Below are 25,346 nucleotides of genomic sequence, written 5' to 3'. Positions count from 1 at the left end.
ATGCAAAGACGCGAATTCATCGCCATGGCCGGGGCCGCGGTGTCGCCACTGGGGTCGCCCGAGACGGCCTTCGCCGCGCCGACCGACACCAGCGTACGCCCGCGCCCGCTGGTCTTCCCGGCCGACTTCGGCGCCCACCCGGCGACGCGCACCGAATGGTGGTATGCCACCGGCTGGCTGCAGGCTCAGGCCGCGACCGCTGCCCCCGCGCTGTACGGCTTCCAGGTCACCTTCTTCCGCTCGGCCACGGGACTGGCGGCGTCGCCGAGCCGGTTCGCCGCGCAGCAGCTGGTGTTCGCGCACGCGGTGGTCGGCGACGTCGCGGGCCGCCGCCAGCGGCACGACCAGCGCATCGCGCGCGCCGGCTTCGGCATTGCCGACGCTGCCGAGGGCGACACCGGCGTGCTGCTGCGCGACTGGTCGCTGCGCCGCGCGGGCGCCGCCGACGCGAGCCGCTACACGACGCGCGTGGCCAGCGAGCGCAGCGGCTTCGCGTTCGACCTCACGTTCGCGGCGACGCAGCCGGTGCTGCTGCAGGGCGAAGCCGGCTTTTCGCGCAAGGGCCCGAAGCCCTTCCAGGCGAGCCACTACTACAGCGAGCCGCAGCTGCGCGCCAGCGGCACGCTGACGCTCGACGGCAAACCGCTTGCGGTGCAGGGCCGGGCCTGGTTCGACCACGAATGGAGCGACCATGCGCTGGCCGACGAAGCGGTCGGCTGGGACTGGATCGGCATCAACCTCGACGACGGCAGCGCGCTGACCGCGGTGCGGCACCGGCGCGCCGACGGCACGCAGTTCTATGCCGGCGGAAGCTTCCGCGCGGCGGGCGGGCCGGTGCGCAATTTCGGCCCCGACGACGTGCGCTTTGTCGCCGGCCGCCGCTGGGCCAGCCCAGTCTCGCAGGCGAGCTACCCGGTCGAGTGGACGGTCGAGACGCCGGCCGGGCGCTACCGGGTGCGGGCCCTGTTCGACGAACAGGAACTCGACAGCCGTGGCAGCACCGGTGGCTTCTACTGGGAAGGGCTCAGCGAGGTGACGGACGAGTCCGGCCGCAGGCTCGGACTCGGCTACCTCGAGATGACCGGCTATGCCGGCCGCCTGCGCACCTAGAGTTTTTGCGCCTGCATGAAGTCGTCGAACGCGGCTTCGGCGAAGCGGAACCACAGCACCTGGTCGGCGCGGAACTTGTTGTAGTCCTCGTAGACCTTCTTCCACGCCGGGTTCTTGCCCGACAGCTCGCTGTAGTAGTCCATCGACACCTTGAAGCAGGCTTCCATCACGTCCTTCGGGAAGCGATGCAGCTTGGTGCCGGCACCGACCAGCTGCTTCAGCGCACCCGGGTTGCGGGCGTCGTACTTGGCCTGCATGTCGACGTGTGCATGCGACGACGCGGCTTCGACGATGGCCTTGTACTCCGGCGTCAGCGCGTCGTACGCCTTGGTGTTGATGAACAGGTCGACCTGCGGGCCGCCTTCCCACCAGCCGGGGTAGTAGTAGTGCGGCGCGACCTTGTTGAAGCCGAGCTTCTGGTCGTCGTACGGGCCCACCCATTCGGCGGCGTCGATCGTGCCCTTCTCGAGCGCGGGGTAGATGTCGCCACCCGGCAGGTTCTGCGGCACCGCGCCCAGGCGTTCGATGATGCGGCCGGCAAAGCCGCCGATGCGGAACTTCAGGCCCTTCATGTCGGCGACGGTGTTGATTTCCTTGCGGAACCAGCCGCCCATCTGCGCGCCGGTGTTGCCGCCGGGGAAGTTGACGATGTTGTAGTTGCGGTAGAACTCGCGCATCAGCTTCAGGCCGTTGCCTTCGAGCATCCACGCGGTCATCTGGCGCGAGTTCAGGCCGAACGGGATCGATGCGCCGATCGCGAAGGTCTCGTCCTTGCCGAAGAAGTAGTACGGCACGGTGTGCGCCATCTCGACGGTGCCGTTCTGCACGCCGTCGACCACGCCGAAGGCCGGCATGATCTCGCCGGCCGCGTGCACCGAGATCTGGAACTTGCCGCCGGACATCTCGCCGACCTTCTTCGCGAAGACCTCGCCGCCGCCGTAGATCGTGTCGAGCGATTTCGGGAAGCTGGAGGCCAGGCGCCAGCGCAGCGCCTGCTGGGCATGCACCACGGCCGGCGCGATGCCGGCGGCCAGCACGCCGGCGAGGCCGGTTTGACGGATGAAGGAACGGCGTTCCATGCGGTGTCTCCTTTGAATGGGGTGATGCGGGTGATCCGGGCGATTCTAGAAGTCGCCCCGGGTCCGAAACTGCGGTGTTTCCCCGTCAGCGAAACTACGCACGCGCGCGGCGTGCGTGCCGCAGGCGTCAGAGGCCCGCGATCTTCATCTCGGGAATGAGCACCGAGCCGATGGTCTTGGTGCCCATCGTGTACGCATCGGCGCCGACCGCGACGATGTTCTTCAGCATCTGCTTCAGGTTGCCGGCGATCGTGATCTCGTGCACCGGGTAGGCGATGCGGCCGTTCTCGACCCAGAAGCCGGCGGCGCCACGCGAGTAGTCGCCGGTCACGTAGTTCACGCCCTGCCCCATCAGCTCGATCACGAACAGCCCGCGGCCGAGCTTGCGCAGCATCTCGTCGAGGTTGTCGCCGGGCTTCGTCAGCCGGCTGGTGAAGGTCAGGTTCTGCGAACCGCCGGCATGGCCGGTGGTCTTCATGCCGAGCTTGCGTGCCGAGTAACTCGACAGGAAATAGCCCTGCACGACACCGCCGGAGACGACGTCGCGCACCCGCGTGACGACGCCTTCGTCGTCGAACGGCGCACTGCCCTTGCCGCCCCGCAGGTGCGGGTTCTCGCGCAGGTCGATGTGCGGCGCGAGCACCTCCTTGCCGAGGCTGTCGAGCAGGAAGCTGGAATTGCGGTACAGCGCGCCGCCGCTGGTGGCCTGCACGTAGCCGCCAAGCAGCCCGGTGGCGAGCGTCGATTCGAACAGCACCGGCACCACGCAGGTCTTGATCTTGCGCGACTTCAGGCGCGACAGCGCGCGCTCGGCGGCGTAGCGGCCGATGGCTTCGGGGCTCGCCAGGTCGGCCGGCGAGCGCATCGAGCTGTACCAGGCGTCGCGCTGCATGTCGTCGCCACCGCGGCCGGGCAGCGACGCGATCGGCGCCACCGACACCGAATGCCGCGAGCTGGCGTAGCCGCCGCGGAAGCCGCGGCTGTTGCCGGCGAAGAAGTGCGATTGCTGCGCCGACACGCCGGCGCCTTCGGAATTGGTGATGCGGCGGTCGGTGCCGATGGCCGCGGCCTCGCAGCGCTGCGCGATCTCGGCGGCAGCGGCGGCGTCGATGTCCCACGGGTGGAACAGGTCGAGGTCGCGGGTGGCGGCTTCGCCGAGGGCCAGGTCGGCATCATCGGGCAGCCCGGCGGCCGGGTCTTCGGCGGTGAAGCGGGCGATGTCGTAGGCGGCCTTCACCGTCTGCTCGAGCGCGGCCGGCGAGAAATCCGATGTGCTGGCATTGCCGCGGCGCTGGCCGAGGTAGACGGTGACGCCGATCGACTTGTCGCGGTTGCGTTCGACGTTCTCGATCTCGCCCTTGCGCACCGACACCGACAGCCCCGCGCCTTCGGACACCTCGACCCCCATGTCGCTGGCGCCGAGCGTCTTGCCGAGCGACAGCGCGTCTTCGACCAGTTGCTGGAAGCGCTCGCGCGAATACGCGAAACCGTGGGTGGTGAGTGCGGGCTGGGTCATGGGATTCGTGTTTTTGGCGGCCCGCCGTGGGGTGGCCCCGCGGGCGCGCAACAGAGGGCGAGGGCTATCATACCGAGGCCCTTGCCCGTGCAGCCCTCGTTTCCCCTCATGGCCCCTCGAACTCCCAAGAATCACGTGCCCGACCCCGTTGCCTCCTCCGAGGACGACGATGAGTACGACGGCCCCAGCAAGACGCAGCTGAAGAAGGAGATGCACGAACTGCAGGCGCTGGGCGAGGCCTTGGCGGCCTTGCCCGAGAGCCGCATCGTCGGGCTGCCGGTCTCCGAGTCGCTGATCGGCGCGGTGATGGAATACCGCCGCACCCGCTCGCACGAAGGGCGGCGTCGCCAGATGCAGTACATCGGCAAGCTGATGCGGCGCAACGACGTCGAGCCGATCCGCGAGGCCGTCCTCGCGATGCAGCTCGGCCAGGCCAAGGATTCGCTGGCGCTGCACGAGGCCGAGCGCCTGCGCGCCGAACTGATCGCGAGCGACGACGCCTTGACTGCGTGGACCCAGAAGCACCCCGGTGGCGACCTGCAGCAGCTGCGCAGCCTGATCCGCGCGGCCCGCAAGGATGCCGCGGTGGCGCCGGAGCAGCGCAGCGGCCGCGCGTACCGCGAGCTGTTCCAGTTCATCAAGGCGCAAACGCTGGCCGATGATGGCGGCGGTGACGGCGGCGGTGATGGCGATCGCGAGGGCGAGCGCGATGACGACTGAGCCCACCCGCGCACCGCTCGACGCGGTGCGGATCGGCCTGGTGTCGATCAGCGACCGGGCGTCGACCGGCGTCTACGAGGACAAGGGCCTGCCTGCGCTGCAGGCCTGGCTGGGCCGGGCGCTGCGCAACCCGATCGAATGGGAAACGCGGCTGATTCCCGACGAGCAGGCGCAGATCAGCGACACGCTGATGGAGCTGGTCGACGCGAAGCACTGCCACCTCGTGCTGACCACCGGCGGCACCGGCCCGTCGCCGCGCGACGTGACGCCGGAGGCGACGCTCGCGGTGGCCGACCGCGAGATGCCCGGCTTCGGCGAGCAGATGCGCCAGATCAGCCTGCGCTTCGTGCCGACCGCGATCCTGTCGCGGCAGGTCGCGGTGCTGCGCGGCAAGGCGCTGATCATCAACCTGCCGGGGCAGCCGAAGTCGATCGCCGAGACGCTGGAAGGGCTGCCGACTGCCACGCCGCCGGCGCCGGGGATCTTTGCGGCGGTGCCGTATTGCATCGACCTGATCGGGGGGCCGTTCATCGAGACCGACGAGTCGGTGTGCCGGGCCTTCAGGCCGAAGCGCTGACCGGATTCACTTGACGAGTTGGTTCATCCGCTCGGCGTCGAAGTGCTCCGCCTTCTGCGCATCGACGGGCACGCAATCCGCCTTCGCCGGCGACAGCTTCTCGATCGCCGCCCACAGCAGCGCGATCTGGTGCTCGTGGCCCGAGGCGTTGTCGATCAGCCCCTTCATCGCCTGCGACACCGGGTCGTCGCCCTGGGTCACGCCGTAGGCCGAGAAGCCCTTCGCATTGTCGGCCGCGGCCTGCGACGGATCGTCCTTCGCGAGGATGATGCGCGCCGGGTTGCCGACCGCGGTCGCACCTGCCGGCACCGGCTTCGTCACCACCGCGCCGGAACCGACACGCGCGCCCTCGCCGACCGTGAAGCCGCCGAGCACGCAGGCGTTGGCGCCGATGATCACGCCGCGCCCGAGCGTCGGATGCCGCTTGGCGCCCTTCACCAGCGAGGTGCCGCCGAGCGTCACGCCCTGGTAGATCGTGCATTCGTCGCCGATCTCGGCCATCTCGCCGATCACGATGCCCATGCCGTGGTCGATGAAGACGCGCCGGCCGATCGTCGCGCCGGGGTGGATCTCGATGCCGGAGAAAAAGCGCCCGAGGTGCGAGATGAAGCGCGCCAGCCAATGCCAACCGTGCTTCCAGCAGGCGTGCGACCAGCGGTGCATCAGCAGCGCATGCAGGCCCGGGTAACAGGTGAGGACCTCCCAGGTGCTGCGCGCGGCGGGGTCGCGCTCGAGGATGCAGGCGATGTCTTCTCGGAGGCGGTCGAACATGGGGTGGGGTGAGGCCGGGGACCTGGGCCGGCCAGTTTATCTGGCAGCTTGAAAGTCCATGGCCGTCAGGGGCAAGCGCGCGGGCTCAGTGGCCGCGCTGGATGGCGCGGGCGATGCCGCGCAGGATGTGCACTTCTTCCGCGCTGAGTTCCGCCCGGTTCAGCAGCTGGTTGAGCCGCGGCATCAGCTTCTTCGGCGCGGCCGGGTCGAGAAAGCCGATCTCGGCGAGCGCCTGCTGCCAGTGCGTGAGCAGGCCCTGCACCTGGGCGCCGTCGGCCAGCGTCGCGTCCGGCACGCGCGGCGTCACATCGAAACCGCCGAGCGCCTGGCGCCAGTCGTAGGCCAGCAGCTGCACCGCCTGCGCGAGGTTCAGCGAACCGTAGTCGGGGTGGGTCGGGATGCTGATGCAGGCGTGGCAGCGGTAGACGTCGTCATTCGCCATGCCGAAGCGCTCGGAGCCGAACACGAAGGCCACCCGGTGCTCGCTGCGCGCGAGCTCGGCGAACAGCGGCCGCGGCGCGTGCGTCGCCGGGCCGAAATCGCGCGGCGTCATCGCGGTGGCGCAGGCGTAGCTGACGCCGTCGAGCGCCTCGGCCAGGCTCGCGACGACGCGGGCGCGCACCAGCACGTCGGCCGCGCCGCTGGCCATCGCGACGGTGTCCTCGTGCACCAGCGCATCGGCGAAGCGCGGTGCGACCAGCACCAGGTCGGAGAAGCCCATCGTCTTCATCGCGCGCGCGGTGGCGCCGATGTTGCCGTAGTGGCTGGTGTTGAGCAGGATGAAGCGGGTGCTGTCGGCGGACATCGGTGGCTCGGGGATTTCCCCAGGGACGAACGGCTAAAATCCGCGATTATCCGCAGCGCCCCGGGCGCTGCACGCTCTTTCTCACCTCCGTCTGCCTCTCACCCTTCAGGGCGCCTCATGTCGCAAGCACTGCATCCCATGCTCAACGTGGCCATCAAGGCCGCACGCGCCGCCGGCGCGATCATCAACCGGGCCTCGCTCGACCTCGACCTGCTGAAGGTGAACACCAAGTCGCCCAACGACTTCGTGACCGAGGTGGACCAGATGGCCGAGCAGGCCATCATCGAGACGCTGCTGACGGCCTACCCCGGCCACGGCATCCTGGCCGAAGAGTCCGGTCGCACGCACGGTGCGAAGAACAGCGAATACGTCTGGATCATCGATCCGCTGGACGGCACCACCAATTTCATCCACGGCTTTCCGGTCTATGCGGTGTCGATCGCGCTCGCGTTCCGCGACCAGATCCAGCAGGCGGTGGTCTACGACCCGACGCGCAACGACCTGTTCTACGCGTCGAAGGGCCGCGGCGCGTTCCTGAACGACAAGCGGCTGCGCGTGTCCAAGCGCACGCGCATGCAGGACTCGCTGATCGGCACCGGCTTCCCGTTCCGCAAGGGCGACAACTTCAAGCGCTACGTGAAGATGTTCGAGGAGGTGATGCAGAACTGCGCCGGGCTGCGCCGCCCGGGCGCCGCGGCCCTCGACCTGTGCTACGTGGCGGCCGGCTTCTACGACGGCTTCTTCGAGACCGGCCTGAACCCGTGGGACATCGCCGCCGGCTCGCTGATCATCACCGAAGCAGGCGGGCTGATCGGCAACTTCACCGGCGAAGCCGACTTCATGTACCAGCGCGAGGTGGTGGCCGGCAACCCGAAGATCTACGGGCAGATGGTCGGGATCCTGGCGCCGTACACGCGGGTGATCAAGGCAGATGACGGCGCGCCGGCAGCGGCCGCCGCGGCGGAGGGCGTGCCCGAGCATGCGTTGACGCCGGAGTCGGCATTGGCGGCGACGGCCACCAAGCCGGCCGAGCCGGAGAAGAAGAAGGCTGTGCGGATCCGCAAGGCCGACCTGAAAGGCTGATCGGTCGCGTCAGTCCCAGGCCGTCCACTTCGCGGTGGACCGGCTCGACTCCACCGTCTTCTCCATGAACTTGACGCCGCGCGCGCCATCGGCGAGCGACGGGAAGTCGCCCTCCAGCGGCGCGAGCGCCCGCCCCTCTTCCTTCGCGACGATCGCCTCGGCCACCCCGAGGTAGAGGTTCGCGAACGCCTCGATGAAGGCCTCCGGGTGACCGGTGGGCAGCCGCGACGCCTTCTTCGCCGCGTCGCCCAGCCACGGCGAGCCGCGCGTCAGCAGGCGCTTCGGGCCGTCGAGCGAGGCATGCACCAGCAGGTTCGGATCCTCCTGGTGCCAGGCGAGCGAGCCCTGCGTGCCGAACACCCGCAGCCGCAGGTCGTTCTCACCGCCGATCTCGATCTGCGACGCGATCATCACGCCGCGCGCACCGCCCTTGTAGCGCAGCAGCAGGTTGCCGTCGTCGTCGAGCCGGCGGCCCGGCACGAAGGCCGTGAGATCCGCACACAGCGCTTCGATCTCCAACCCGCAGACGCTCGCGACCAGGTTCTCGGCATGCGTGCCGATGTCGCCGATCGCGCCGACGATGCCGCTGCGTGCCGGGTCGACGCGCCAGTCGGCCTGCTTGTGGTCGCCGGCCTCCAGCTGCGTCGCGAGCCAGCCCTGGTTGTATTCGACGATCACCTTGCGGATCTGCCCGAGCTCGCCGCTGCGCACCATCTCGCGCGCCTGCCGCACCATCGGGTAGCCGGTGTAGTTGTGCGTGACGCCGAACACCGTGCCGCTGCGCTCGCGCGCCGCGATCAGCGCCTGCGCCTGCTCGCTGGTGTGCACCAGCGGCTTGTCGCACACCACGTGGATGCCGGCCTCGGTGAAGGCCTTCGCCACCTCGAAGTGCACATGGTTCGGCGTGACGATGCTGACGAAATCGATGCGCTCGCCGCGCGGGCGTTTCAGCTCGTCGTCGAGCAGCGCCTGCCAGCTGCCGTGGTTGCGCGCGTCGGCCAGCCCGAGGTCGCGCCCCGAGGCGCGCGCCCGCTCGGCATCGGCCGACAGCGCGCCGGCCACCAGCTCGATCTGCCCGTCCAGCGCCATCGCCTTGCGGTGCACCGCACCGATGAACGCACCCCGGCCACCACCGACCATCGCATATCGCAGCTTGCGCATCAGCAGCCCCTTGTCACTTCTCGAACGACGCGTCGAACGCACGCGCCGACGGCTTGAAATCGAGCCGGCGCGAGAACGCCGCGCTCTCGGTGGCCCCGTGCACCCGGTCCATGCGGCTGTCTTCCCACTCGACGCTCAGCGGCCCGGCATAGCGGATGTCGTTCAGCGCGACGATGATCCCCTCGAAGTCGATCATGCCGCGCCCGACGCTGCGGAAATCCCAGAAGCGCCGCGCGTCGCCGAAGCTGGTGTGGCCGCCGAACACGCCGACCGTGCCGTCGCCCTTGCCCCACCACACGTCCTTCATGTGCACGTTGAAGATGCGCGGGCCGAAGCTGCGCAGGAACTTGACGTAGTCGACGCCCTGGTAGCCCAGGTGGCTCGGGTCGAAGTTGAAGCCGAAGCGCGCATGGCCCTTCACCGCGTCGATCGCGCGCTGGCTGCTCGCGACGTCGAACGCGATCTCGGTCGGGTGCACCTCGAGCGCGAAGTTCACGTCGACCTCCTCGAACATGTCGAGGATCGGCGTCCAGCGCGCCGCGAAATCCTCGAATCCCCGGTTCCAGAACGCCTGGTTCGTCGGCGGGAAGGCATACAGCGCATGCCAGATCGACGAGCCGGTGAAGCCGGTCACCGTCTTCGCGCCGAACTTCGCGGCGGCGCGCGCGGTGTCCTGCATCTCCTTCGCGGCGCGCCGGCGAACGCCCTCGGGCTCGCCGTCGCCCCACACATGGGCCGGCAGGATCGCCTTGTGCCGCTCATCGATCAGGTCGCACACCGCCTGGCCGGTCAGGTGGTTGCCGATCGCGAAGCACTGCAGGCCGTGCTGCTCCAGCAGCCGGCGCTTGTCGGCCACGTAGCGTTCCGACTGCAGCGCCTCCTGCACGTTGAAATGGTCGCCCCAGCAGGCGAGCTCCAGCCCGTCGTAGCCCATCGATTTCGCGAGGGGCGCCAGTTCGGCAAGCGACAGGTCGGCCCACTGGCCGGTGAACAGGGTGACGGGTCTGGCCATGGTCAGCTCTCCTTGGAACGGGAGGTTAGAACGGGGAATCCGGCACGTAGTACTTGGCCGCGTTGTCCTTCGTGATCAGCACCGACGGGATGATCGTGGTGGCCGGCATCGCGGCGCCCTTCACGCGCGCCTCGGCCGTCATCTTCATCGCGTCGGCGATCATGCTGGGCGAGTAGGTCACGTCGGCGCTGACGATCTTGTCGCCGTCCATCACCTTCTTGATGTAGTCCTTCGAACCGGCGCCGCCGATCACCAGCTTCACGTCGCTGCGCTTGGCCTGCTCGATGGCCTTCTGCACGCCCACCGCCATGTCGTCATCCGACGCCCACACCGCATCGATCTGCTTGAAGCGCGTCAGGTAGTCCTGCATCACCTTGAAGGCATCGTCGCGGTTCCAGTTGCCGTGCTTGGCGTCCAGCACCTTGATGTCCGGATGCGTCTTCATCACCGCGTTGAAGGCATCGACGCGCTGGTTGTCGATCACCGTCGGGATGCCGCGCAGGATCACCACGTTGCCCTTGCCACCCATGGCCTTGGCCATGTACTCGGCGGCCACCTTGCCGAAGCCGGGGTTGTCGCCGGCCACGTAGGCGTTCTGCGCGCTGGTGTCGGTCAGGCCGCGGTCGACCACCGTCACGTACACGCCCTTGGCCTTGACCTGCGCGACCGGCTGCGTCAGCGGCGCCGATTCGAAGGGCAGGATCACCAGCGTGTTGATCTTGTTGACCGTCTGCAGGTCCTGCACCTGGTTGGCCTGCTCCGAGGCCGAGCCGGCGGTCTTCACGATCACCTGCAGGCCGGGGTGGGCCTTCTCGAGCTCCGCCTTGGTGCGGTTGGCCCAGTAGACGACGCCGCCGGCCCAGCCGTGCGTGGCCGCCGGGATGGACACGCCCATCACGACCTTGTCCTGGGCGAACGCGCCGGTGCCGGCCGCGAGGGCTGCGAGCGCGATGACGATGCGGGGAATGAACTTCATGGAACTCGTCTCCTGTTGTGTGTCGATCGGGACTCGATCGGGGTCTCTGCGGAACAAGGCCGTTGCCGGCCGGGTGAAATGGTTCTAGCGCCGCCCCCTCTGGAGGAACGCGACGATGATGATCACGACGCCCTGCACGGCGGCGTTCAGGTACACGCTGATGATGCTGGTGAGGTTCAGGATGTTGCTGATCACCGAGAGCAGGATCGCGCCGACCACGGTGCCGGTGATGCGGCCTTCGCCGCCCTTCAGCGCGGTGCCGCCGACGATCACCGCGGCGATCGCTTCCAGCTCCCACAGCAGCCCGGTGGTCGGCGAGGCCGAGCCCAGCCGCGGCACGTACAGCACGGTGGCCACGCCGACGCACACGCCGAGCAGCATGTAGGTCAGCACCTTGATGCGGTCGACGTTGACCGCCGCATAGCGCGCGACCTGCTCGTTCGAACCGATCGCCTGCACGTAGCGGCCGTAGCCGGTGCGGTTCAGGATCAGCGCACCGACCAGCGCGACCGCGGCGAACACCCAGATCGGGAACGGCACGCCGAGCAGGCTGCCGTAGTAGACCGGGCTGTACACGTCGGACAGCTTGCCGTCGAGCGTGATCGCGCCGCCGTTGGCCAGGTACGTGAGGTAGGCGCGGAAGATGCCCAGCGTGCCCAGCGTCACGATGAACGGCTCGATGCGCCCCTTGGTGACGAGCAGCCCGTGCGCGAGGCCGAAGACCGCACCGAGCGCGAGCGCGAACACGATGCCGATCGCCACCGTCAGCAGCGGCGAGCCGACCTGCGCGGCGATGCCGTTCATCAGCAGGATCATGCTGCCGGCGATCAGCGCCGCCATCGAGCCGACCGACAGGTCGATGCCGCCGCTGATGATCACGAAGCACATGCCGACCGCGATGATGCCGATGAAGGCGGTGCGGGTCAGCACGTTCATCGCGTTGTCCCAGGTCGCGAAATCGCCGTTCAGCAGCGTGCCGGCGATGCACAGCAGCACGAGGCCGAGCCACGGGCCGGCCGTCTGCAGTTTCACGGTCCAGCGGCGCGCGCTGCTGGCAGACGCAACCGGGCCGAGCGCCGGGCCGCCCCAAGCCGGCCCGGATCCCCCCGGCGGATCGGCCGGCGTACCCGACGGACGAGGGGTCGTCATTTCAGTGCGTTCCGGTGGCATGCGCTATCAACTCCTCTTCGGTCAGGTGCTCGGCCGACAGCGTGGCCTGCAGCCGGCCGGCGCGCATCACCGCGACGCGGTGGCACAGCCCGATCAGCTCGATCAGCTCGGATGAAATGACGACCACGCCGCGGCCCTGCTCGGCCAGGCGCTGGATCAGGAAATAGATGTCGCGCTTGGCGCCGACGTCGACCCCGCGCGTCGGCTCGTCGAGCACGACCACGCGCGGCTGCGGCTGCAGCACCTTCGCGATCGCAAGCTTCTGCTGGTTGCCGCCGGACAGCGACGACGCCCGGCTGCCGAGATCCCGGGTGCGGATGCCGAAATCAGCGACCGCCTGCTGCAGCGCGCGCTCCTCGGAGGCCGGGTCGAGCAGCGGGTGCGTGTGGCGCGCCAGGTCCATCAGCGTCAGGTTGTCGCGCAGCGAGAGCCGCACGTGCAGGCCCTTGCCCTTGCGGTCCTCGCTCAGGTAGGTGAGGCCGTGCTGCGCCGCGTCGCGCGGGCTGCGCAGCTTGCGCTCTTCCCCATTGAGCTCGATGCGGCCGACACGGTGCGGCCGCAGGCCCAGCAAGCCTTCGAACATCTCGGTGCGGCCGGCGCCGACCAGCCCGGCAAAACCGAGGATCTCGCCCGGGCGCACCTCGAAGCTCACGTCGTGCGCCCAGCCGGGCACGCTGAGGCCCTCGACCTTCAGCAACGGCGGGCGCGCGCCGGCCACCGGCAACTTCGCCGGGAACATGTCCGACAGCTCGCGGCCGACCATCAGGTTGGCCATCTGCTGGCGCGACAGCCCGGCGGTCGGCGCCCGGGTGACGAAGCGGCCGTCGCGCATCACGACGATCTCGTCGGTGATGCGCTCCACCTCGTCGAGCTTGTGCGAGATGTAGACGATGGTGACGCCGTCGGCCTTCAGCTGCGCGATCAGCGCGAACAGGCGCTGGGTTTCGCCCGGGGTCAGCGTCGCGGTCGGCTCGTCCATGATCAGCAGCCGCGCCTGGCGCGACAGCGCCTTCGCGATCTCGACCAGCTGCTTCTCGGCGACGATCAGCTCGCGCACCCGGGTGTCGGGGTCGGCCTGCAGGCCCACCTGCTGCAGCACGCGGCGCGCTTCGTCGCGCATCGCCGCATCGTCGAGCAGCCAGCCGCGGCGGCGCTCGTGGCCGAGGAAGATGTTCTGCGCGATGCTCAGGTCCTCGGCCAGGTTGAACTCCTGGTGGATCAGCACGATGCCGCAGCGCTCGGCTTCGCGCGAGTTCGCGAAGCGCTGCGGCGTGCCGTCGATGCGCAGCTCGCCGTCGCTGACGGCCTCGTAGCCGGACAGGATCTTCATCAGCGTCGACTTGCCGGCGCCGTTCTCGCCGAGCAGGCCGACGACGCGGCCCGGCTCGATCTCGAAGCTGACGCCGTGCAGCACGCGCACCGGGCCGAAGTCCTTGGTGACCTCGCCGAAGGCAACGTGCAGGCTCATGACAACCCCTCGCCCGACGAGTACGTCGCTCGGTCCCCCGAGGGGACGCGGGCCGGCTTGGGAGCGGCCCGGCGCTCGGCCCGCCTCATGTCACCGCCTCCGGAACCGACCCGCGCGCGCGCATCGTCTCCTGCAGCGCCAGCACGCCGGCGCCGATCACGCCGGTGCGCTCGCCGAGCGGCGCGTACTGGATGTCGAGGTGGCGCGTCGACAGTGCCAGCGAGCGGTGGTACACGCTCTGCCGGATCGACGCCAGCAGCAGCGGGCCGATGCCGGTGATGCCCCCGCCGATGAACACATGCGAGGGATTGAAGAAGTTGACGATCGACGCCAGCATCTGCCCGATCCGCGTGCCGGCCTTCTGCACGATGCCGTGCGCCGCGGCGTCGCCGGCGCGGCTCGCCTGGCCGACGTCGACCGGCGAGATGCTGCCTTGCGCCGCCAGCACCTGGGCCAGCAACGCGCTCTGGCCCGACTGCGCCGCCTCGACCGCCATGCGCGAGATCGCCGGCCCGGCCGCCATTGCCTCGACGCAGCCAAGGTTGCCGCAGTGGCAGCGCGGGCCGTCGGGGTCGACGCAGATGTGGCCGACGTCGCCGGCCGAACCGTCGGCCCCGCGGTAGACCTCGCCATGGCAGACGATGCCGCAGCCGATGCCGGTGCCGATCTTCACCACCAGGAAGTTCGGCAGCCGCCGGTGCAGCCGCCACAGTTCGCCGAGCGCCATCACATTGACGTCGTTGTCGATGAAGACCGGCGCGGCATAGTCCTCGCCCAGCACCTCGCGGATCGACAGGCCTTCCCAGCCCGGCATCAGCGGCGGGTTGACCAGCAGCCCGCTGCCGAAGGCCACCGGTCCGGGCACGCCCATGCCGATGCCGATCACCTCCTTGCGGGTGGCGCCGCAGCGCTGCAGCAGCTCGCGCAGCAGTTCGCGGATGCGCGACAGCAGCACCGCCGGGCTGGCCCGCACATCGGCCGGCTCGGCGTGGTGCGCCAGCACGCCCATGTCGGGCGACAGGATCGCGACGTCGAGGCTGGTCGCGCCGAGGTCGATGCAGGCCAGCACGCCGACCGCGCGGCTCATGCGCAGCGCCTCCGGCCGGCGCCCGCCGGACGAGGCCTGCAGGCCGATCTCTTCGAGCAGCCCGCGCTCGACCAGGCCGGCAACGGCCGCGTTGGCCTTGCTTTTCGAGAAGGTGGATGCGGCGGCCAGCGCACTGCGCGAGCTGCTGGCCGACCAGAACACGGTCTCCAGCACAGCCAGTTCACCCGGCGACAGATCGTCCCAGCGGATCACCTTGCTTGTCTCCTTGCGGCCGTGCTCGGCCGGTCTGTGGTCGTCTTCGAGCCGGAATGTCCGGGCCGAGCGCCTTGGAGCGGATGCTAAGAACAGCACTTCGGCGCCGCAAGAGCGATCTTTGACCAAATTCAGGTCAAATGCCGGAGAGGCGCTGGTCAGTCCCCGCTTCGCATGCCGGCCTGTACCATCGCCCCGATCCCTCTCTGCCTCCGTCTTGCTCAATGCGCCAGCTCGAAAAACTGACGATCGAGAACTTCAAGTCCATCCGCCAACAGACGCTGGCGCTTGGGAAATTGAACGTCTTCATCGGTGGCAACGGCTCCGGCAAGTCGAATCTGATTTCGGTGTTTCGGTTTCTGCGGGAGATCGTGACCGAGAACCTGCAGGGCCATGTGGGCGTCAAGGGTGGAGCCGATGCGCTGCTGCACCTGGGCCAGAAGCATTCACGATCGATGTCCTTCGCGCTAGCGTTCTCTCGGGGCCAGATAGCCAGCACCTACGGGATTACTCTAGTGCCCACCGCGGACGACACCCTCCTGGTCAAGGACGAAACCGCGTCGCTGAAGGACGCAGCAACGCAAGCCGACAAGGCTTCACGGGTGTCCGCCGCGGTGCCCACAAAAGAGTCCACGCTGGCACGGCAGGCGCACGTTGCTGCGCAAGAAGCCATGCTCGACTTGAAGAGCTACCGCGTCTACCACTTCCACGACACGAGCGACAGCGCCGCAGTCAAACTGACGGCCGACGTCGATGACAACCGCTTCCTTCGGCCCCAGGCAGAAAACCTCGCGCCCTACCTGTTCTGGATGCGCGACAAACACCCGGATCACTATCGCAACATCGTCGAGATCGTCCGCCAGGTTGCCCCGTTCTTCGACGATTTCCAACTGCAGCCGTCGCGCCTGAACGAATCGAAGATTCGCCTCGAATGGCGCGAGCGCGGCAGCGACGCTTACATGAATGCGCACGCCCTCTCCGACGGCACGCTGCGATTCATCTGCCTGGTCACGCTGCTGATCCAGCCGGAGTTGCCGGGGCTTGTGCTGCTCGATGAGCCGGAGTTGGGCTTGCACCCCGCAGCCATCACGCTGTTGGCCGACCTCATTTCCTCGGCGTCGGAGCGAACCCAGGTGATCGCAGCCACCCAGTCGGTGTCGCTGGTGAATCGCCTGAAACCTGAGGACCTGTGGACCGTGGACCGTCAGGAGGGGCCAACAGAGTTCCGCCACCTGAGCAGCAGCGACATGTCGCAATGGCTCGATCACTACGCGCTCGGCGACCTCTGGGAAATGAACGTGCTGGGCGCCCGGCCGTGAAGCGTGCGTTGATCGTCGTGGAAGGCCAGACGGAGGAACGCTTCGTCAAGACGGTGCTGCGACAGGTGCTGGAGCCGATCGGTGTCGACATCCGGCCGACGATCGTGGCCACCAAGGTCGTCAAGGACGGCGCCAACTTCAAGGGTGGCTTGCGCAGCTTCGGGCAGTTTCGCGAGCACCTGCGGCGCGTTCTCCAGGGTAGCGGCGGGGCACTCGTCACCAGCATGATCGACTACTACGCACTGCCGGCCGACTTCCCCGGCATGGTGAGCCGGCCTCTCGGCGGCACGCCCCGTCAACGCGTCGAACACGTGGAGCGCGAACTGCGCATTGCCATCGGACAGCAGAATTTCCTGCCTTTCATCGCATTGCACGAATACGAAGCCTGGCTGTTCTCCGATTCGGTCACCATCCCGGGCGTTCTGACTGAACCGCACAAGCAGGGCGCGTTCGCGGCCATTGCCGACGCCATGGCACCCGAGGACATCAACGAAGGGCCGGCCACCGCCCCGTCAAAGCGCTTGCAAGCCATGTTTCCGCTGTACCGAAAGGGCCTCCATGGTCCGCTCGCCGCCGAGCGAATCGGCATCCCGGCCATGCGCGCGAAGTGCCCCCATTTCGACGGCTGGCTGCTGCAGCTCGAACACTACGCCACCGCCTGAGTGCCGCCTCACGGCGTCATCAGCACGCGCCGCACCAGCCGCAGCAGCTCCTCCATCGTGTTCTGCTTGCGCATCAGGCTGCGCACACCTGCGGCGGCGGCCTGGGCCTGCAATTCCTCGGTGATGTAGCCCGAGCTGATCACCACCGGCAGGTCGGCGCGGATGTCGCGCAGCGCCTGCGCGACGTCCAGCCCCGAGTAGCCGGGCATGTTGAAGTCGGTGATCACCAGGTCGAAGGCGAAGGGCCGCGCGCCGACGGCGGCCACCGCCTCGTGCCCATCGCGGAACGCGGTGACGCGGTAGCCGGCTTGCAGCAACAGCCGCTCGACCATCAGCACGATGACCTCGTCGTCGTCGACGTAGGCCACGTGCTGCCCGGCGCCCTGCAAGGCCCCCGGCGCGGTGATGACCGGCAAGGGCTCTTCGTCCGGCGCCGCATCGGTGGTCGGCACGTAGAGGTGCATCGTCGTGCCCAGCCCGGGTTCGCTGTCGACGCGGATCGCACCGTGGTGGGCCGCGACGATGCCGTGCACCACCGACAGCCCGAGCCCGGTGCCCTGCCCCGTCGGCTTGGTCGTGAAGAATGGCTCGAAGATGCGCGCCTGCGTGGCCGCGTCCATGCCGGAGCCGCTGTCCTGCACCCAGAGGTGCGCGTAGTGGCCGGCGGCCAGCGGCGGCGTGGTGCGTGCCGCGCGCTCGGCGCCGGGCTCGACCACGTGCGGCTCCAGCCCGACCTCGATGCGCCCCGGCCGACCCTGCAGCGCATGCCAGGCGTTGGTGCACAGGTTCATCAGCACCTGCTGCACCTGGGTGCCGTCGGCATGGGCGTGCAGGGGCTGCGGCGCCATCCGGTAGGCGAGCGACACCCCGGCCGGCAAGGTGGAGCGCAGCAGCCGCACCGATTCCTCGACCAGCGGCTGCAGCGGCTGGTTGACCAGCGCCTGCGGCTGGCGGCGGCCGAACGCGAGGATCTGCTGCACCAGGTCGCGGGCGCGCACGCTGGCCTTGTGGATCTGCTCCAGGCTCGCGAGCGCCGGGTGGCCGGCGCCGATGTCCTCGCGCGCCAGCGCGACGTTGCCGAGGATCGCCGCCAGGATGTTGTTGAAGTCGTGCGCGATGCCGCCGGCCAGCGTGCCGATCGACTCGATGCGCTGCGACTCGCGCAACTGCGCCTCGAGCGAGCGGCGTTCGCGGTCGCTGCGCCACAGCCGGCGGATCATCACGACCATCAGCAGGTGCAGCAGCCCCCAGGCCAGCGCGGTCAGCAGCGCCAGCCGCCGCCAGTTGGCGAGCACCTCGTCGTGGCTCAACGCCACCGTCAGGAAGAACGGGTAGCCCTTCACGACGACGGTGCCCGAGATGCGCCGCACGCCGTCGGTGAACGCAACGTACTCGTTGACGGTCTCCGGCTGACCCGACTTCACCGCCTGCAGGATCGGCTGGTTCGGGGGCATCGGCTTGTTGATCTCCGCATCGATCTGCGGCCAGCGCAGTACCAGTTGCCCGGCGTCGGTCCGGCGCAGGAACACCGTGCCGTTGCGGCCGATGTCCAGCTTGCGGAACTGCTGCTGGAAGTAGCTGAGGTCCAGCGGCGCCAGTGCGGCGCCGTGGAAGCGGCCCTGCGCATCGCGCAGCGCCCGCGTCATCACCATCGTCGGCCGCTGGCTGACCCGGCCCATCACCACCTCGGAGAACAGCAGGTCGGCCTGCGGATCGCGCTGGTAGGTCAGGAAGAACGATCGGTCGGCGTAGTTCACCATCGGTGTGTTGGCCGACGAGGTCACGTAGCGTTGGTCGCCGCGGGCGTCGATGATGCGCAGCGCGATCAGCTCGTCGAAATCGCGCAGCATCGCATCGAGCTCGCCATTGAGCCGCCGGGCATGGGCCAGCTCGCCCTGCGGCGCGAGCGCATCGAGTGGCACCTGCTGCGCCAGCACCCGCAGCACCGCATCGGTGCGTCGGAAGGTGCCGTCCATGCGCACTTCCAGGGTGCGGGCGTAGTTCAGCGCGGTGGTCTGCGCGGACCGGATGGCATCCTGCCGGGCCGTCCACAGCAGCCAGCCGATCAGCGCCGAGGCGGCCAGCGCGGCGCCGACCAGCACCGCAGCGAACTTGCGGCGCGGCGGATTCAGCAGCGAGTTGGCCGACGGCGTGGAGACCATGGCATGGCTTGTAGCCCGGCGCGGCGGGCGGCGCAATCCGGGTTTCGGCAGGATTCCTACGCTTGTCGGGGAGGCGGGCGCTGCAGCGATGGCGCGAAACAACTGAGACCATCGGGCGACGGGATGGAACGCCATCGATACGCCAGCTGCCGAGACTTCGCAGCTCCGCTAATCGCCCGTACCTTCGATGCAAACCTTGCTGCGCTTCGCATGCCTCGCGCTGTCTCTCGTCTTTCGCCGCTCATCGCGCCGCGCGCGGGACGATCGCTATCTCAGCGAGGCGGCCGACCTGGCCGATTTCGAGCAACGTGCGAAGCGGCTCGATCAGTTCACGACGCTGGATGCCTGCACGCGGTTGAGCTTTCTGAAGCAGAGGCATTGAGTGCCAGGCGGCGCGTCACGCGTCGGCCACCCGACCTGCGACTGCTGACGATGCGCACCCAGCGGGGCAGCTGTTCACCGAAGGGCGAAGTCGTGCTGAACCCGCTTCTGGAAAAGGCCCCGACGCCCTGCATCAACTACGTGATCACGCACGAGCTTTGCCATCTGAAGGAGTTGAACCACAGCCCGCGGTTCTATCGGATGCTCGTCACACTGGATGCCCGATTGGCAGGAACGAAAGGTGCGATTGGATGAAATGGCTGAGCAATTGCTGAATCGCTGATCGTCCGAATTACGCGCTTCTGCCCTGGTATCTGGGGTCACTGCTCTTCTCAAAAGTCACCTTGCGGCCTATAAATCCCAAGGACTCAGTGGAGCAACATAAATGGCCGCGAAGAAGGCGAGCGAAGCGAGGCCGCGCAAGGAGAAGCTCGCAATCTATTTAGCGAAGGATGGGCAGCCGGCAGCAGGGGATCTCATCAAACTTGAGGATGCCAGTGATGCGATACCTCTTTCGGCAGAGGGCATCGAAGCAACGCTGTACGTGAAGAAGGAGCGTCCAAAACCGCCTCCACCCTGGACCGATCTCTTCACACAACGACCGGAGGTCCCAGCCGGCCTGTTCCCCGCCACAAGATCCGTTGGAGCGGCGTTGCTCGTTCGAAGGGGATCAAGGACTTTTGCCCTTACCTTCGGAACTGGCTTCCATTTGATCAAGGAAGTTGCCATCGAGCGCGACTTTGGATTGCGTGTGACGCTTTCGTCCGTAGATCCGAACAAACTTCGCAGTGTCGACAAGGCCAACTACGAGGACAACCCCCTCAACTCGCGGACCCAGAGCACCAAGGAAGTCGACATCTTTGATCTCCAAATGGATTCGGAGATGGAGATGCTCTACGCATTAACCGGCATCTCCAACGTCTCGGTGTTCGGGAGCCACGTCAGCGGCCGAGACTCTCTTACTGTTGCAGTGGAGATTACCCTTGACAGCCTCTTCACGGTTCTCGATGAGGCGATTTCGCGATTCGATGGCCCCCTTCCACTTCAATTCGAATGGGTCGACAACATCCGTCGCGTAAAGGACCCCGAGATCGCGCAAGTACTCGACCTGTATCTGGATGAAGATCTGAAAGACCCAACCCAGTGCGTTCTTTGGCTCGGCGAGCCGGAGGTCGTCGACTGGGAGAAGCAGATCGGGTACTCGTTCGACCGCAGGCCCAACACGCCCGTGCTGCCAGTCTTATCGCTGGGCGCTCTGATGGAGTACCTGACCAAGCAGGATCGTCCACTGTCGGTGGATACCCTCCGTGCCACCAGCGTTCACGTCAACGACTCCGACTATCAATCCGTCAAAAATTGGAACGCCTATAGATGCCTGTATGCGGAGCTGCATCTGGATGCGGAGCGCTACATGCTGCGTAACGGCCTCTGGTTCCAAGTCGAGCCCGATTTCGTCAAAAAGGTGGACGACTACATCTCACGAATCGCTTCATGCCCTTTCGCCCTCCCCGCCTACGACTGCGATCGGGAAGATGACTACAACAAGAAACTTGCTCAAAGCGACAAGACCTATTCGCTGATGGACAAGAAGAACACCAAGTTAGGTGGCCGGTATGACAAGGTCGAGTTCTGCGATCTGATCCGAAATTCCTCCGACCTCATCCACGTCAAGTACTACCGAAGCTCAAGCACGCTGAGCCACCTCTTTTCGCAAGGACTTGTCGCCGCCGAAGCCTTCGTAGGTGATGAAGACTTTCGAGTGCGACTCAATCAGAAATTGCCTCCGGCCGCGCGACTCGCAGACCCCACGGTCAAGCCAAAAGCAAGTGCGTACACCGTCACCTACGCCATCGCCACGACCAAGCAGCTTCCTCGCGAGTTGCCATTCTTCTCAAAGGTGACGCTCCGCAACGCGATGAAGACTTTACAGGCGTTGGACTACCAAGTGCAGATCACTGCCATCGAAGTTGCTCCAGATCTACTCATCAAGAAGAAGTGCCGGCCGAAACAGGCACCAAGTCAGAAGACCTGAGGCGACGTATCGTCGCCCGACACGCCGAGGCAAGACCGGTGTCTCTGTCGGCAGCCGGCAGTAACCCTCATTGCGCCGCCGGACGCGGCAGCGTTGAAATCGGTGTTGAAGTCGTCCCATCCTCTCGATACGAAGGCGCACCATGTCGGCACCTGCATTCCCGGACATAACCGATGAATCCGGCCTATTCGAAGCAGACGATGTGTCTCGAACAGAGGAAGATGCGCGAAAAGTGCTGCCCGTGCTGGTGACTCATGTACTTCGGCAAGGCGACGACGTTTTGCGTCCTCTCAAGTATCTCGATCTGGCTGCTCGCATAGGTCGCCACAACAAGAATGGCGATCCTTGGGCACGCGGCCTCGGTCATGTGCTGGGCCGAGTTACAACCAAGTTGGACCAGATCCAGCCACTCTGGACGGAGAAAATTCCCTACCTCACCACAATCGTCGTGAACGCCCAGGGTCCCAACAAAGGCCTCCCCGGAGAGGGCATTCGGCATAGGTGGACAGGCTATGAGCAGTTGACTCGTGTTGACTCGGCGCGATCGCGAAGCCAAATTGCTTGAAGAGTACGGGCGCATTCTGCGGTTCGGCTCCCGCTGGGAGCGCGTGCTCCATCAACTTGGGCTGGCAGACACGCCGATCGTCGAACCGAATGCCGATAGCCAACCGATTCGCCTCGCTGGCGGCGAATCACCCCAACACAAGGCCCTTAAGCGATTCGTGTTCGAACACCCCGAACTTGTCGGGGCGGAATCGGGTAGTCACGCCGAAGAGGAGCGAACTTTGCGGTCTGGCGATGCCGTCGACGTTTTTTTTGCTTCATCTTCACACTGGCTTGGCGTGGAAGTGAAATCGTCGGTCTCCGATGGATTGCCCTGCGACTACGAACGCGGCATCTACCAGATCGTGAAGTACCGCGAAGTGCTGAAAGCACAGGCCAAGGCCGACGGGGTCACCGGCCTCATGTCCATCGACGCCGTGCTCGTTCTCGAATCGCAGATGCCCGGGGAATACCGCGACGTGGCCAAGACGCTTGGTGTCAGGTTCATCGAGAACATGGGACGAAACATGGCGCATCGCTGACGAGAGCATCCCAACGCCCCACTTCTGCGTCGCATGGCACCAATCTTGCGCCGAGCGAGATAGGCCGAATCCCGCTGCACCATCTTGTACCTGCTGGTAGGCATACCCCTTAGTCGGTTCGGCAATTTCCAACGCATCTGCCCCCTCGCGCTCAAGGCCCCGGGGCGCCCGGCCGATAAGCACCGGGTAACCTGCTCGGCGGCCTGCGCCTGCGCGACATTCCGCCCCCATTTCAAACCGTCGGCTCTCCCACGACGAAAGACCGAGCGTGATCAAGAAGATTTCCGTCAGCCAGCTGCGCATGGGCATGCACGTCCACGAGTTCTGCGGCTCGTGGATGGATCACCCGTTCTGGCGTTCCAAGTTCACGCTGAAGAGCGACACCGACTTCGAACGCATCAGGGCCGGCGGCGTGGCGGAACTGTGGATCGACACCGCAAAGGGCCTGGACGTCGAAGGCCCGGCCGCGACGGTGCAGGCCATCACCCAGGAAGCCCTTGCCGACGAGGTCGAGCGCGAACTGGAATTCGTCGCGTCGATGCCGATGGAGTTCGACGCACTCAACAGCGGCGACGCCGCGATGGCCAAGGCCGCCGCGCTGTACCGCCGCTCGGTCCCCAAGATCGCGTCGATGTTCGGCGAGGCCCGGCTGGGCAAGGCGGTCGACGCCGGCCAGTGCGAGGAGCTCGTCGAGGAGATCTCCGAATCGGTGCTGCGCAACCCCGGCGCGCTGATCAGCGTCGCGCGGCTCAAGCGCGCCGACGAATACACCTACATGCACTCGGTGGCCGTCTGCGCGCTGATGGTCTCGCTCGGCCGCCAGCTCGGCCTGCAGGGCGACCAGCTGAAGAAGGCCGGCCTCGCCGGCATGCTGCACGACCTGGGCAAGGCGGTGATGCCGCTGGAGGTGCTGAACAAGCCGGGCAAGCTCACCGACGCCGAGTTCGACATCATGAAGAGCCACCCCGAGCGCGGCCACGAGCTGCTGCTCGAAGGCGGCAGCGCCGGCGCGGTGGTGCTCGACGTGTGCCTGCACCACCACGAGAAGGTCGACGGCAGCGGCTACCCGCACAAGCTCGCCGGCGACCAGATCAGCCTGTTCGCGAAGATGGGCGCGGTCTGCGACGTGTACGACGCGGTCACCTCGGTGCGGCCGTACAAGAGCGGCTGGGATCCGGGCGAGGCGCTGCGCCGCATGGCCCAGTGGAAGGGCCACTTCGAGCCGCGCGTGTTCCAGGCCTTCGTCAAGACGGTGGGCATCTACCCGGTCGGCTCGCTGCTGCGCCTGCAGTCCGGCAAGCTCGCGGTGGTGACGGCGCAGAACGCGCAGAACCTGCTGCAGCCGAAGGTCAAGGCCTTCTTCAGCACCAAGTCCAACATGCGCATCGAGCCGCTGGAGATGGACCTGGGCAGCGCCTGGTGCCAGGACAAGGTGCTGCGCTGCGAATCGCCGGACGACTGGAAGTTCAAGGACCTCGACATCCTGGCCGGCGTGCAGCGCAACTGAGCGCGGGTCGGCCGGCTACAGCGCCAGCATGTAGGCCGTCAGGGCCTCCTTCTCCTGCGCGCTCAACCGCAGGCCGAGCACCAGGTTGAAGAACTCGACGGTGTCGTCCAGCGTCAGCAGCCGGCCGTCGTGCAGGTAGGGCGGCGAATCCTTGATGCCGCGCAGCGTGAAGGTCTTGATCGGCCCGTCCGGCACCGGCACCAGGTCGTTGCTGGCGACGCCGGTGCGGTAGAAGCGCTCCAGCTTCAGGTCGTGCATCTGCTGGTCCATGAACGCCGTCGCCGGCACATGGCATTCGGCACAGCGCGCCTTGCCGGTGAACAGCTTCTCGCCGGCCAGTTCCTGCGGCGTCGCGCGCGCCGGGTCGAGCCGCCCGGCCGCGTCGAGCTTCGGGGCCGGCGGGAAGTCGATGATGTTCTGCATCTGCGCCATCATCGCGACCTGGCTCGCACGGTCGGGCAGGTTGACGCCCTTGCGCGCGGCGCTCACGTGGTCGCCGTTGAAGTAGGCGGTGCGCTGCTCGAATTCGGTGAAATCCTCGACGGAGCGCAACGAGCGCTTGGAGCCGTGGATCTGCTGGTTGAACAGCCCGCGCAGGCTGGTGGTGTCGAGCCGGAAGCGCGAGGCCTGCGGCCGCAGGTCGGGTGTCAGGTGAAAGGCCGCGTTGGTGTTGAAGTTGACGTGGCAGTCGAGGCAGGTCACCCCGCGGCTCGGCGCCGCCACCTTGCGATCTTCGGTCTGGTTGAACTCCTCCTGCGGGAACGGCGTCAGCAGCAGGCGCATGCCTTCCATCTGCACCGGCGTGACGATGCCGACGAGCGCATCGTAGTAGTTCGCCAGCGTCAGCACCTGGCCGCGCGACACGTCGCCGAGCTCCGGGCGCGTGGTCAGGTAGATCGGCGACGGGAATTCCGGCGTCAGGTGGTCCGGCAGGTCGAAATCCACATCGAAGCGCCGCAGGTCGCGCTGCTCCTGCCGCGCGATCTCGTTGATCTGGTGGTCGGGAAACACCTGGCCGCCGCTGGACTGCTTGACGTGCGGCAGCGGCCGGAAGCCGGCGGGCAGCAGGTTGCGCTCGCGGATGTCGGCCGGGGTCATGCGCGCCAGCGACTCCCACGACTGGCCGGCCGGCAGGCGCACCCGCACGCCGTCCTGCACCGCGCGCCGGCCGCCCGACATCATCACGCCCGGCATCGGCCGGTTCGCGAGGTCGTAGCGCTGGTTCAGCAGGGCCGACTGGCGCTGCATCACCGCTGGCTTGGCCGCCTCATCGGCCGCCTTGACGGCAGACAGCGGCTGGGTCGGCAAGGGCCGGTAGGTGGTATCCGGCGGCAGCGGGTCGGCGGCGCCGGCTTGCAAGGCGAGGGCAAACAATCCGGCGGTGGCGACCAGCCGTTCGAGTGTGGACATGGTGGGCTCCCTGTAGCGTCACGCGACGCGAGAGCGGCGG

At 67.3% G+C, this 25,346-nt stretch carries 24 protein-coding genes; 11 read left to right on the top strand and 13 right to left on the bottom strand.

The genetic code is table 11. The annotated features are described in order from the left end of the window. Positions 1 to 1,110: a lipocalin-like domain-containing protein gene (locus tag ASC98_RS14750; RefSeq protein ID WP_056807300.1), complete on the top strand. Its 1,110-nt coding sequence runs from the start codon at positions 1 to 3 to the stop codon at positions 1,108 to 1,110. On the opposite strand, the gene ASC98_RS14745 is transcribed toward ASC98_RS14750, so the two are convergent. Further along, positions 1,107 to 2,189, bottom strand: a complete 1,083-nt coding sequence (locus ASC98_RS14745; RefSeq protein ID WP_056807297.1) for a TRAP transporter substrate-binding protein — start codon at positions 2,187 to 2,189, stop codon at positions 1,107 to 1,109. The two genes, ASC98_RS14750 and ASC98_RS14745, sit on opposite strands and share 4 nt — an antisense overlap. Before the next feature lie 127 nt (positions 2,190 to 2,316). Continuing rightward, positions 2,317 to 3,705 (bottom strand): metalloprotease PmbA, encoded by a 1,389-nt coding sequence (gene pmbA, locus ASC98_RS14740; RefSeq protein WP_056807294.1) that lies wholly within the window; start codon positions 3,703 to 3,705, stop codon positions 2,317 to 2,319. Positions 3,706 to 3,840: 135 nt separating this feature from the next. On the opposite strand from pmbA, the gene yjgA reads away from it, so the two are divergent. Together yjgA and mog are read left to right on the top strand one after the other, a co-directional pair. Continuing rightward, positions 3,841 to 4,425, top strand: coding sequence for a ribosome biogenesis factor YjgA (yjgA, locus tag ASC98_RS14735; protein ID WP_235581276.1), 585 nt, complete (start codon positions 3,841 to 3,843; stop codon positions 4,423 to 4,425). Next, positions 4,415 to 5,002 (top strand): molybdopterin adenylyltransferase, encoded by a 588-nt coding sequence (mog, locus tag ASC98_RS14730; protein ID WP_056807344.1) that lies wholly within the window; start codon positions 4,415 to 4,417, stop codon positions 5,000 to 5,002. The genes yjgA and mog overlap by 11 nt, the downstream gene beginning before the upstream one ends. 6 nt (positions 5,003 to 5,008) lie before the next feature. Here the strand turns inward: mog and cysE are convergent, their stop codons facing one another. Further along, positions 5,009 to 5,773 carry a serine O-acetyltransferase gene (gene cysE, locus ASC98_RS14725; protein WP_056807289.1) on the bottom strand — a complete coding sequence of 255 codons (765 nt, stop codon included), beginning with the start codon at positions 5,771 to 5,773 and terminating at the stop codon, positions 5,009 to 5,011. A gap of 85 nt (positions 5,774 to 5,858) precedes the next feature. Next, positions 5,859 to 6,578: an RNA methyltransferase gene (locus ASC98_RS14720; protein ID WP_056807286.1), complete on the bottom strand. Its 720-nt coding sequence runs from the start codon at positions 6,576 to 6,578 to the stop codon at positions 5,859 to 5,861. Positions 6,579 to 6,695: 117 nt separating this feature from the next. Here ASC98_RS14720 and ASC98_RS14715 point away from each other — a divergent pair, with 117 nt between their 5' ends. After that, positions 6,696 to 7,661, top strand: coding sequence for an inositol monophosphatase family protein (locus tag ASC98_RS14715; RefSeq protein WP_056807283.1), 966 nt, complete (start codon positions 6,696 to 6,698; stop codon positions 7,659 to 7,661). Between the two features lie 9 nt (positions 7,662 to 7,670). On the opposite strand, the gene ASC98_RS14710 is transcribed toward ASC98_RS14715, so the two are convergent. The 6 genes from ASC98_RS14710 to ASC98_RS14685 all read right to left on the bottom strand — a co-directional run bounded on the left by ASC98_RS14710 (position 7,671) and on the right by ASC98_RS14685 (position 14,715). Then, positions 7,671 to 8,822, bottom strand: coding sequence for a Gfo/Idh/MocA family protein (locus ASC98_RS14710; protein WP_056807280.1), 1,152 nt, complete (start codon positions 8,820 to 8,822; stop codon positions 7,671 to 7,673). A gap of 13 nt (positions 8,823 to 8,835) precedes the next feature. Continuing rightward, entirely contained in the window at positions 8,836 to 9,834 is a 999-nt protein-coding gene (locus tag ASC98_RS14705; RefSeq protein ID WP_056807277.1) for a sugar phosphate isomerase/epimerase, read from the bottom strand. Positions 9,835 to 9,859: 25 nt separating this feature from the next. Next, a complete protein-coding gene (locus tag ASC98_RS14700; protein ID WP_056807275.1) occupies positions 9,860 to 10,810 on the bottom strand; it encodes a substrate-binding domain-containing protein in 951 nt (316 codons plus the stop codon). Between the two features lie 84 nt (positions 10,811 to 10,894). Further along, a complete protein-coding gene (locus ASC98_RS14695) occupies positions 10,895 to 11,959 on the bottom strand; it encodes an ABC transporter permease (protein WP_157598052.1) in 1,065 nt (354 codons plus the stop codon). A gap of 1 nt (position 11,960) precedes the next feature. After that, the gene (locus ASC98_RS14690) at positions 11,961 to 13,448 is read right to left on the bottom strand and encodes a sugar ABC transporter ATP-binding protein (RefSeq protein ID WP_056807269.1); all 1,488 of its coding nucleotides are present in this window, start codon (positions 13,446 to 13,448) and stop codon (positions 11,961 to 11,963) included. Positions 13,449 to 13,533: 85 nt separating this feature from the next. Then, positions 13,534 to 14,715 (bottom strand): ROK family protein, encoded by a 1,182-nt coding sequence (locus tag ASC98_RS14685; protein WP_056807341.1) that lies wholly within the window; start codon positions 14,713 to 14,715, stop codon positions 13,534 to 13,536. A gap of 257 nt (positions 14,716 to 14,972) precedes the next feature. Between ASC98_RS14685 and ASC98_RS14680 the strand changes: the two genes are divergently transcribed. Continuing rightward, positions 14,973 to 16,067 (top strand): AAA family ATPase, encoded by a 1,095-nt coding sequence (locus tag ASC98_RS14680; protein WP_056820090.1) that lies wholly within the window; start codon positions 14,973 to 14,975, stop codon positions 16,065 to 16,067. Beyond that, positions 16,064 to 16,729, top strand: coding sequence for a DUF4276 family protein (locus ASC98_RS14675; RefSeq protein ID WP_056807263.1), 666 nt, complete (start codon positions 16,064 to 16,066; stop codon positions 16,727 to 16,729). Before ASC98_RS14680 ends, ASC98_RS14675 begins: the two co-directional genes overlap by 4 nt. A gap of 8 nt (positions 16,730 to 16,737) precedes the next feature. Here ASC98_RS14675 and ASC98_RS14670 read toward each other — a convergent pair whose 3' ends face one another. Beyond that, positions 16,738 to 18,891 (bottom strand): ATP-binding protein, encoded by a 2,154-nt coding sequence (locus ASC98_RS14670; protein WP_056807259.1) that lies wholly within the window; start codon positions 18,889 to 18,891, stop codon positions 16,738 to 16,740. Between the two features lie 187 nt (positions 18,892 to 19,078). Between ASC98_RS14670 and ASC98_RS31705 the strand changes: the two genes are divergently transcribed. The 3 genes from ASC98_RS31705 to ASC98_RS14660 all read left to right on the top strand — a co-directional run bounded on the left by ASC98_RS31705 (position 19,079) and on the right by ASC98_RS14660 (position 21,304). Further along, on the top strand, positions 19,079 to 19,273 hold the full coding sequence (locus ASC98_RS31705) for a DUF3563 family protein (RefSeq protein ID WP_056807256.1): 195 nt from the start codon (positions 19,079 to 19,081) through the stop codon (positions 19,271 to 19,273). 50 nt (positions 19,274 to 19,323) lie between these two features. Beyond that, complete coding sequence (locus tag ASC98_RS31700; RefSeq protein ID WP_235581275.1) at positions 19,324 to 19,527, top strand: M48 family metallopeptidase; 204 nt, start codon at positions 19,324 to 19,326, stop codon at positions 19,525 to 19,527. A gap of 130 nt (positions 19,528 to 19,657) precedes the next feature. After that, complete coding sequence (locus ASC98_RS14660) at positions 19,658 to 21,304, top strand: TIGR04141 family sporadically distributed protein (protein WP_056820087.1); 1,647 nt, start codon at positions 19,658 to 19,660, stop codon at positions 21,302 to 21,304. Between the two features lie 184 nt (positions 21,305 to 21,488). Here ASC98_RS14660 and ASC98_RS31695 read toward each other — a convergent pair whose 3' ends face one another. Next, a complete protein-coding gene (locus ASC98_RS31695; protein WP_235581274.1) occupies positions 21,489 to 21,803 on the bottom strand; it encodes a hypothetical protein in 315 nt (104 codons plus the stop codon). 28 nt (positions 21,804 to 21,831) lie between these two features. On the opposite strand from ASC98_RS31695, the gene ASC98_RS30425 reads away from it, so the two are divergent. Further along, complete coding sequence (locus ASC98_RS30425; protein ID WP_157598051.1) at positions 21,832 to 22,389, top strand: hypothetical protein; 558 nt, start codon at positions 21,832 to 21,834, stop codon at positions 22,387 to 22,389. A 268-nt stretch (positions 22,390 to 22,657) separates the two neighbouring features. Then, the gene (locus ASC98_RS14645) at positions 22,658 to 23,896 is read left to right on the top strand and encodes an HD-GYP domain-containing protein (protein ID WP_056807249.1); all 1,239 of its coding nucleotides are present in this window, start codon (positions 22,658 to 22,660) and stop codon (positions 23,894 to 23,896) included. 15 nt (positions 23,897 to 23,911) lie between these two features. Here the strand turns inward: ASC98_RS14645 and ASC98_RS14640 are convergent, their stop codons facing one another. Next, positions 23,912 to 25,306, bottom strand: coding sequence for a hypothetical protein (locus ASC98_RS14640; protein ID WP_056807248.1), 1,395 nt, complete (start codon positions 25,304 to 25,306; stop codon positions 23,912 to 23,914). Positions 25,307 to 25,346: the final 40 nt, after the last annotated feature.

Origin of the sequence: Rhizobacter sp. Root1238 (assembly GCF_001425825.1) — a bacterium.
Lineage (GTDB): Bacteria > Pseudomonadota > Gammaproteobacteria > Burkholderiales > Burkholderiaceae_C > Rhizobacter.
The sequence above is the reverse complement of the archived record's forward strand: the minus strand, read 5'-3'. Positions and strand labels throughout refer to the sequence as shown.

Coding starts and splice junctions, on each gene's coding strand:
- ASC98_RS14750 (WP_056807300.1), top strand. CDS start 1: ATGCAAAGACGCGAATTCATCGCCATGGCCGGGGCCGCGGTGTCGCCA.
- ASC98_RS14745 (WP_056807297.1), bottom strand. CDS start 2,189: ATGGAACGCCGTTCCTTCATCCGTCAAACCGGCCTCGCCGGCGTGCTG.
- pmbA (WP_056807294.1), bottom strand. CDS start 3,705: ATGACCCAGCCCGCACTCACCACCCACGGTTTCGCGTATTCGCGCGAG.
- mog (WP_056807344.1), top strand. CDS start 4,415: ATGACGACTGAGCCCACCCGCGCACCGCTCGACGCGGTGCGGATCGGC.
- cysE (WP_056807289.1), bottom strand. CDS start 5,773: ATGTTCGACCGCCTCCGAGAAGACATCGCCTGCATCCTCGAGCGCGAC.
- ASC98_RS14720 (WP_056807286.1), bottom strand. CDS start 6,578: ATGTCCGCCGACAGCACCCGCTTCATCCTGCTCAACACCAGCCACTAC.
- ASC98_RS14715 (WP_056807283.1), top strand. CDS start 6,696: ATGTCGCAAGCACTGCATCCCATGCTCAACGTGGCCATCAAGGCCGCA.
- ASC98_RS14710 (WP_056807280.1), bottom strand. CDS start 8,822: ATGCGCAAGCTGCGATATGCGATGGTCGGTGGTGGCCGGGGTGCGTTC.
- ASC98_RS14705 (WP_056807277.1), bottom strand. CDS start 9,834: ATGGCCAGACCCGTCACCCTGTTCACCGGCCAGTGGGCCGACCTGTCG.
- ASC98_RS14700 (WP_056807275.1), bottom strand. CDS start 10,810: ATGAAGTTCATTCCCCGCATCGTCATCGCGCTCGCAGCCCTCGCGGCC.
- ASC98_RS14695 (WP_157598052.1), bottom strand. CDS start 11,959: ATGACGACCCCTCGTCCGTCGGGTACGCCGGCCGATCCGCCGGGGGGA.
- ASC98_RS14690 (WP_056807269.1), bottom strand. CDS start 13,448: ATGAGCCTGCACGTTGCCTTCGGCGAGGTCACCAAGGACTTCGGCCCG.
- ASC98_RS14680 (WP_056820090.1), top strand. CDS start 14,973: ATGCGCCAGCTCGAAAAACTGACGATCGAGAACTTCAAGTCCATCCGC.
- ASC98_RS14670 (WP_056807259.1), bottom strand. CDS start 18,891: ATGGTCTCCACGCCGTCGGCCAACTCGCTGCTGAATCCGCCGCGCCGC.
- ASC98_RS31705 (WP_056807256.1), top strand. CDS start 19,079: ATGCAAACCTTGCTGCGCTTCGCATGCCTCGCGCTGTCTCTCGTCTTT.
- ASC98_RS31700 (WP_235581275.1), top strand. CDS start 19,324: ATGCGCACCCAGCGGGGCAGCTGTTCACCGAAGGGCGAAGTCGTGCTG.
- ASC98_RS14660 (WP_056820087.1), top strand. CDS start 19,658: ATGGCCGCGAAGAAGGCGAGCGAAGCGAGGCCGCGCAAGGAGAAGCTC.
- ASC98_RS31695 (WP_235581274.1), bottom strand. CDS start 21,803: ATGCCGAATGCCCTCTCCGGGGAGGCCTTTGTTGGGACCCTGGGCGTT.
- ASC98_RS14640 (WP_056807248.1), bottom strand. CDS start 25,306: ATGTCCACACTCGAACGGCTGGTCGCCACCGCCGGATTGTTTGCCCTC.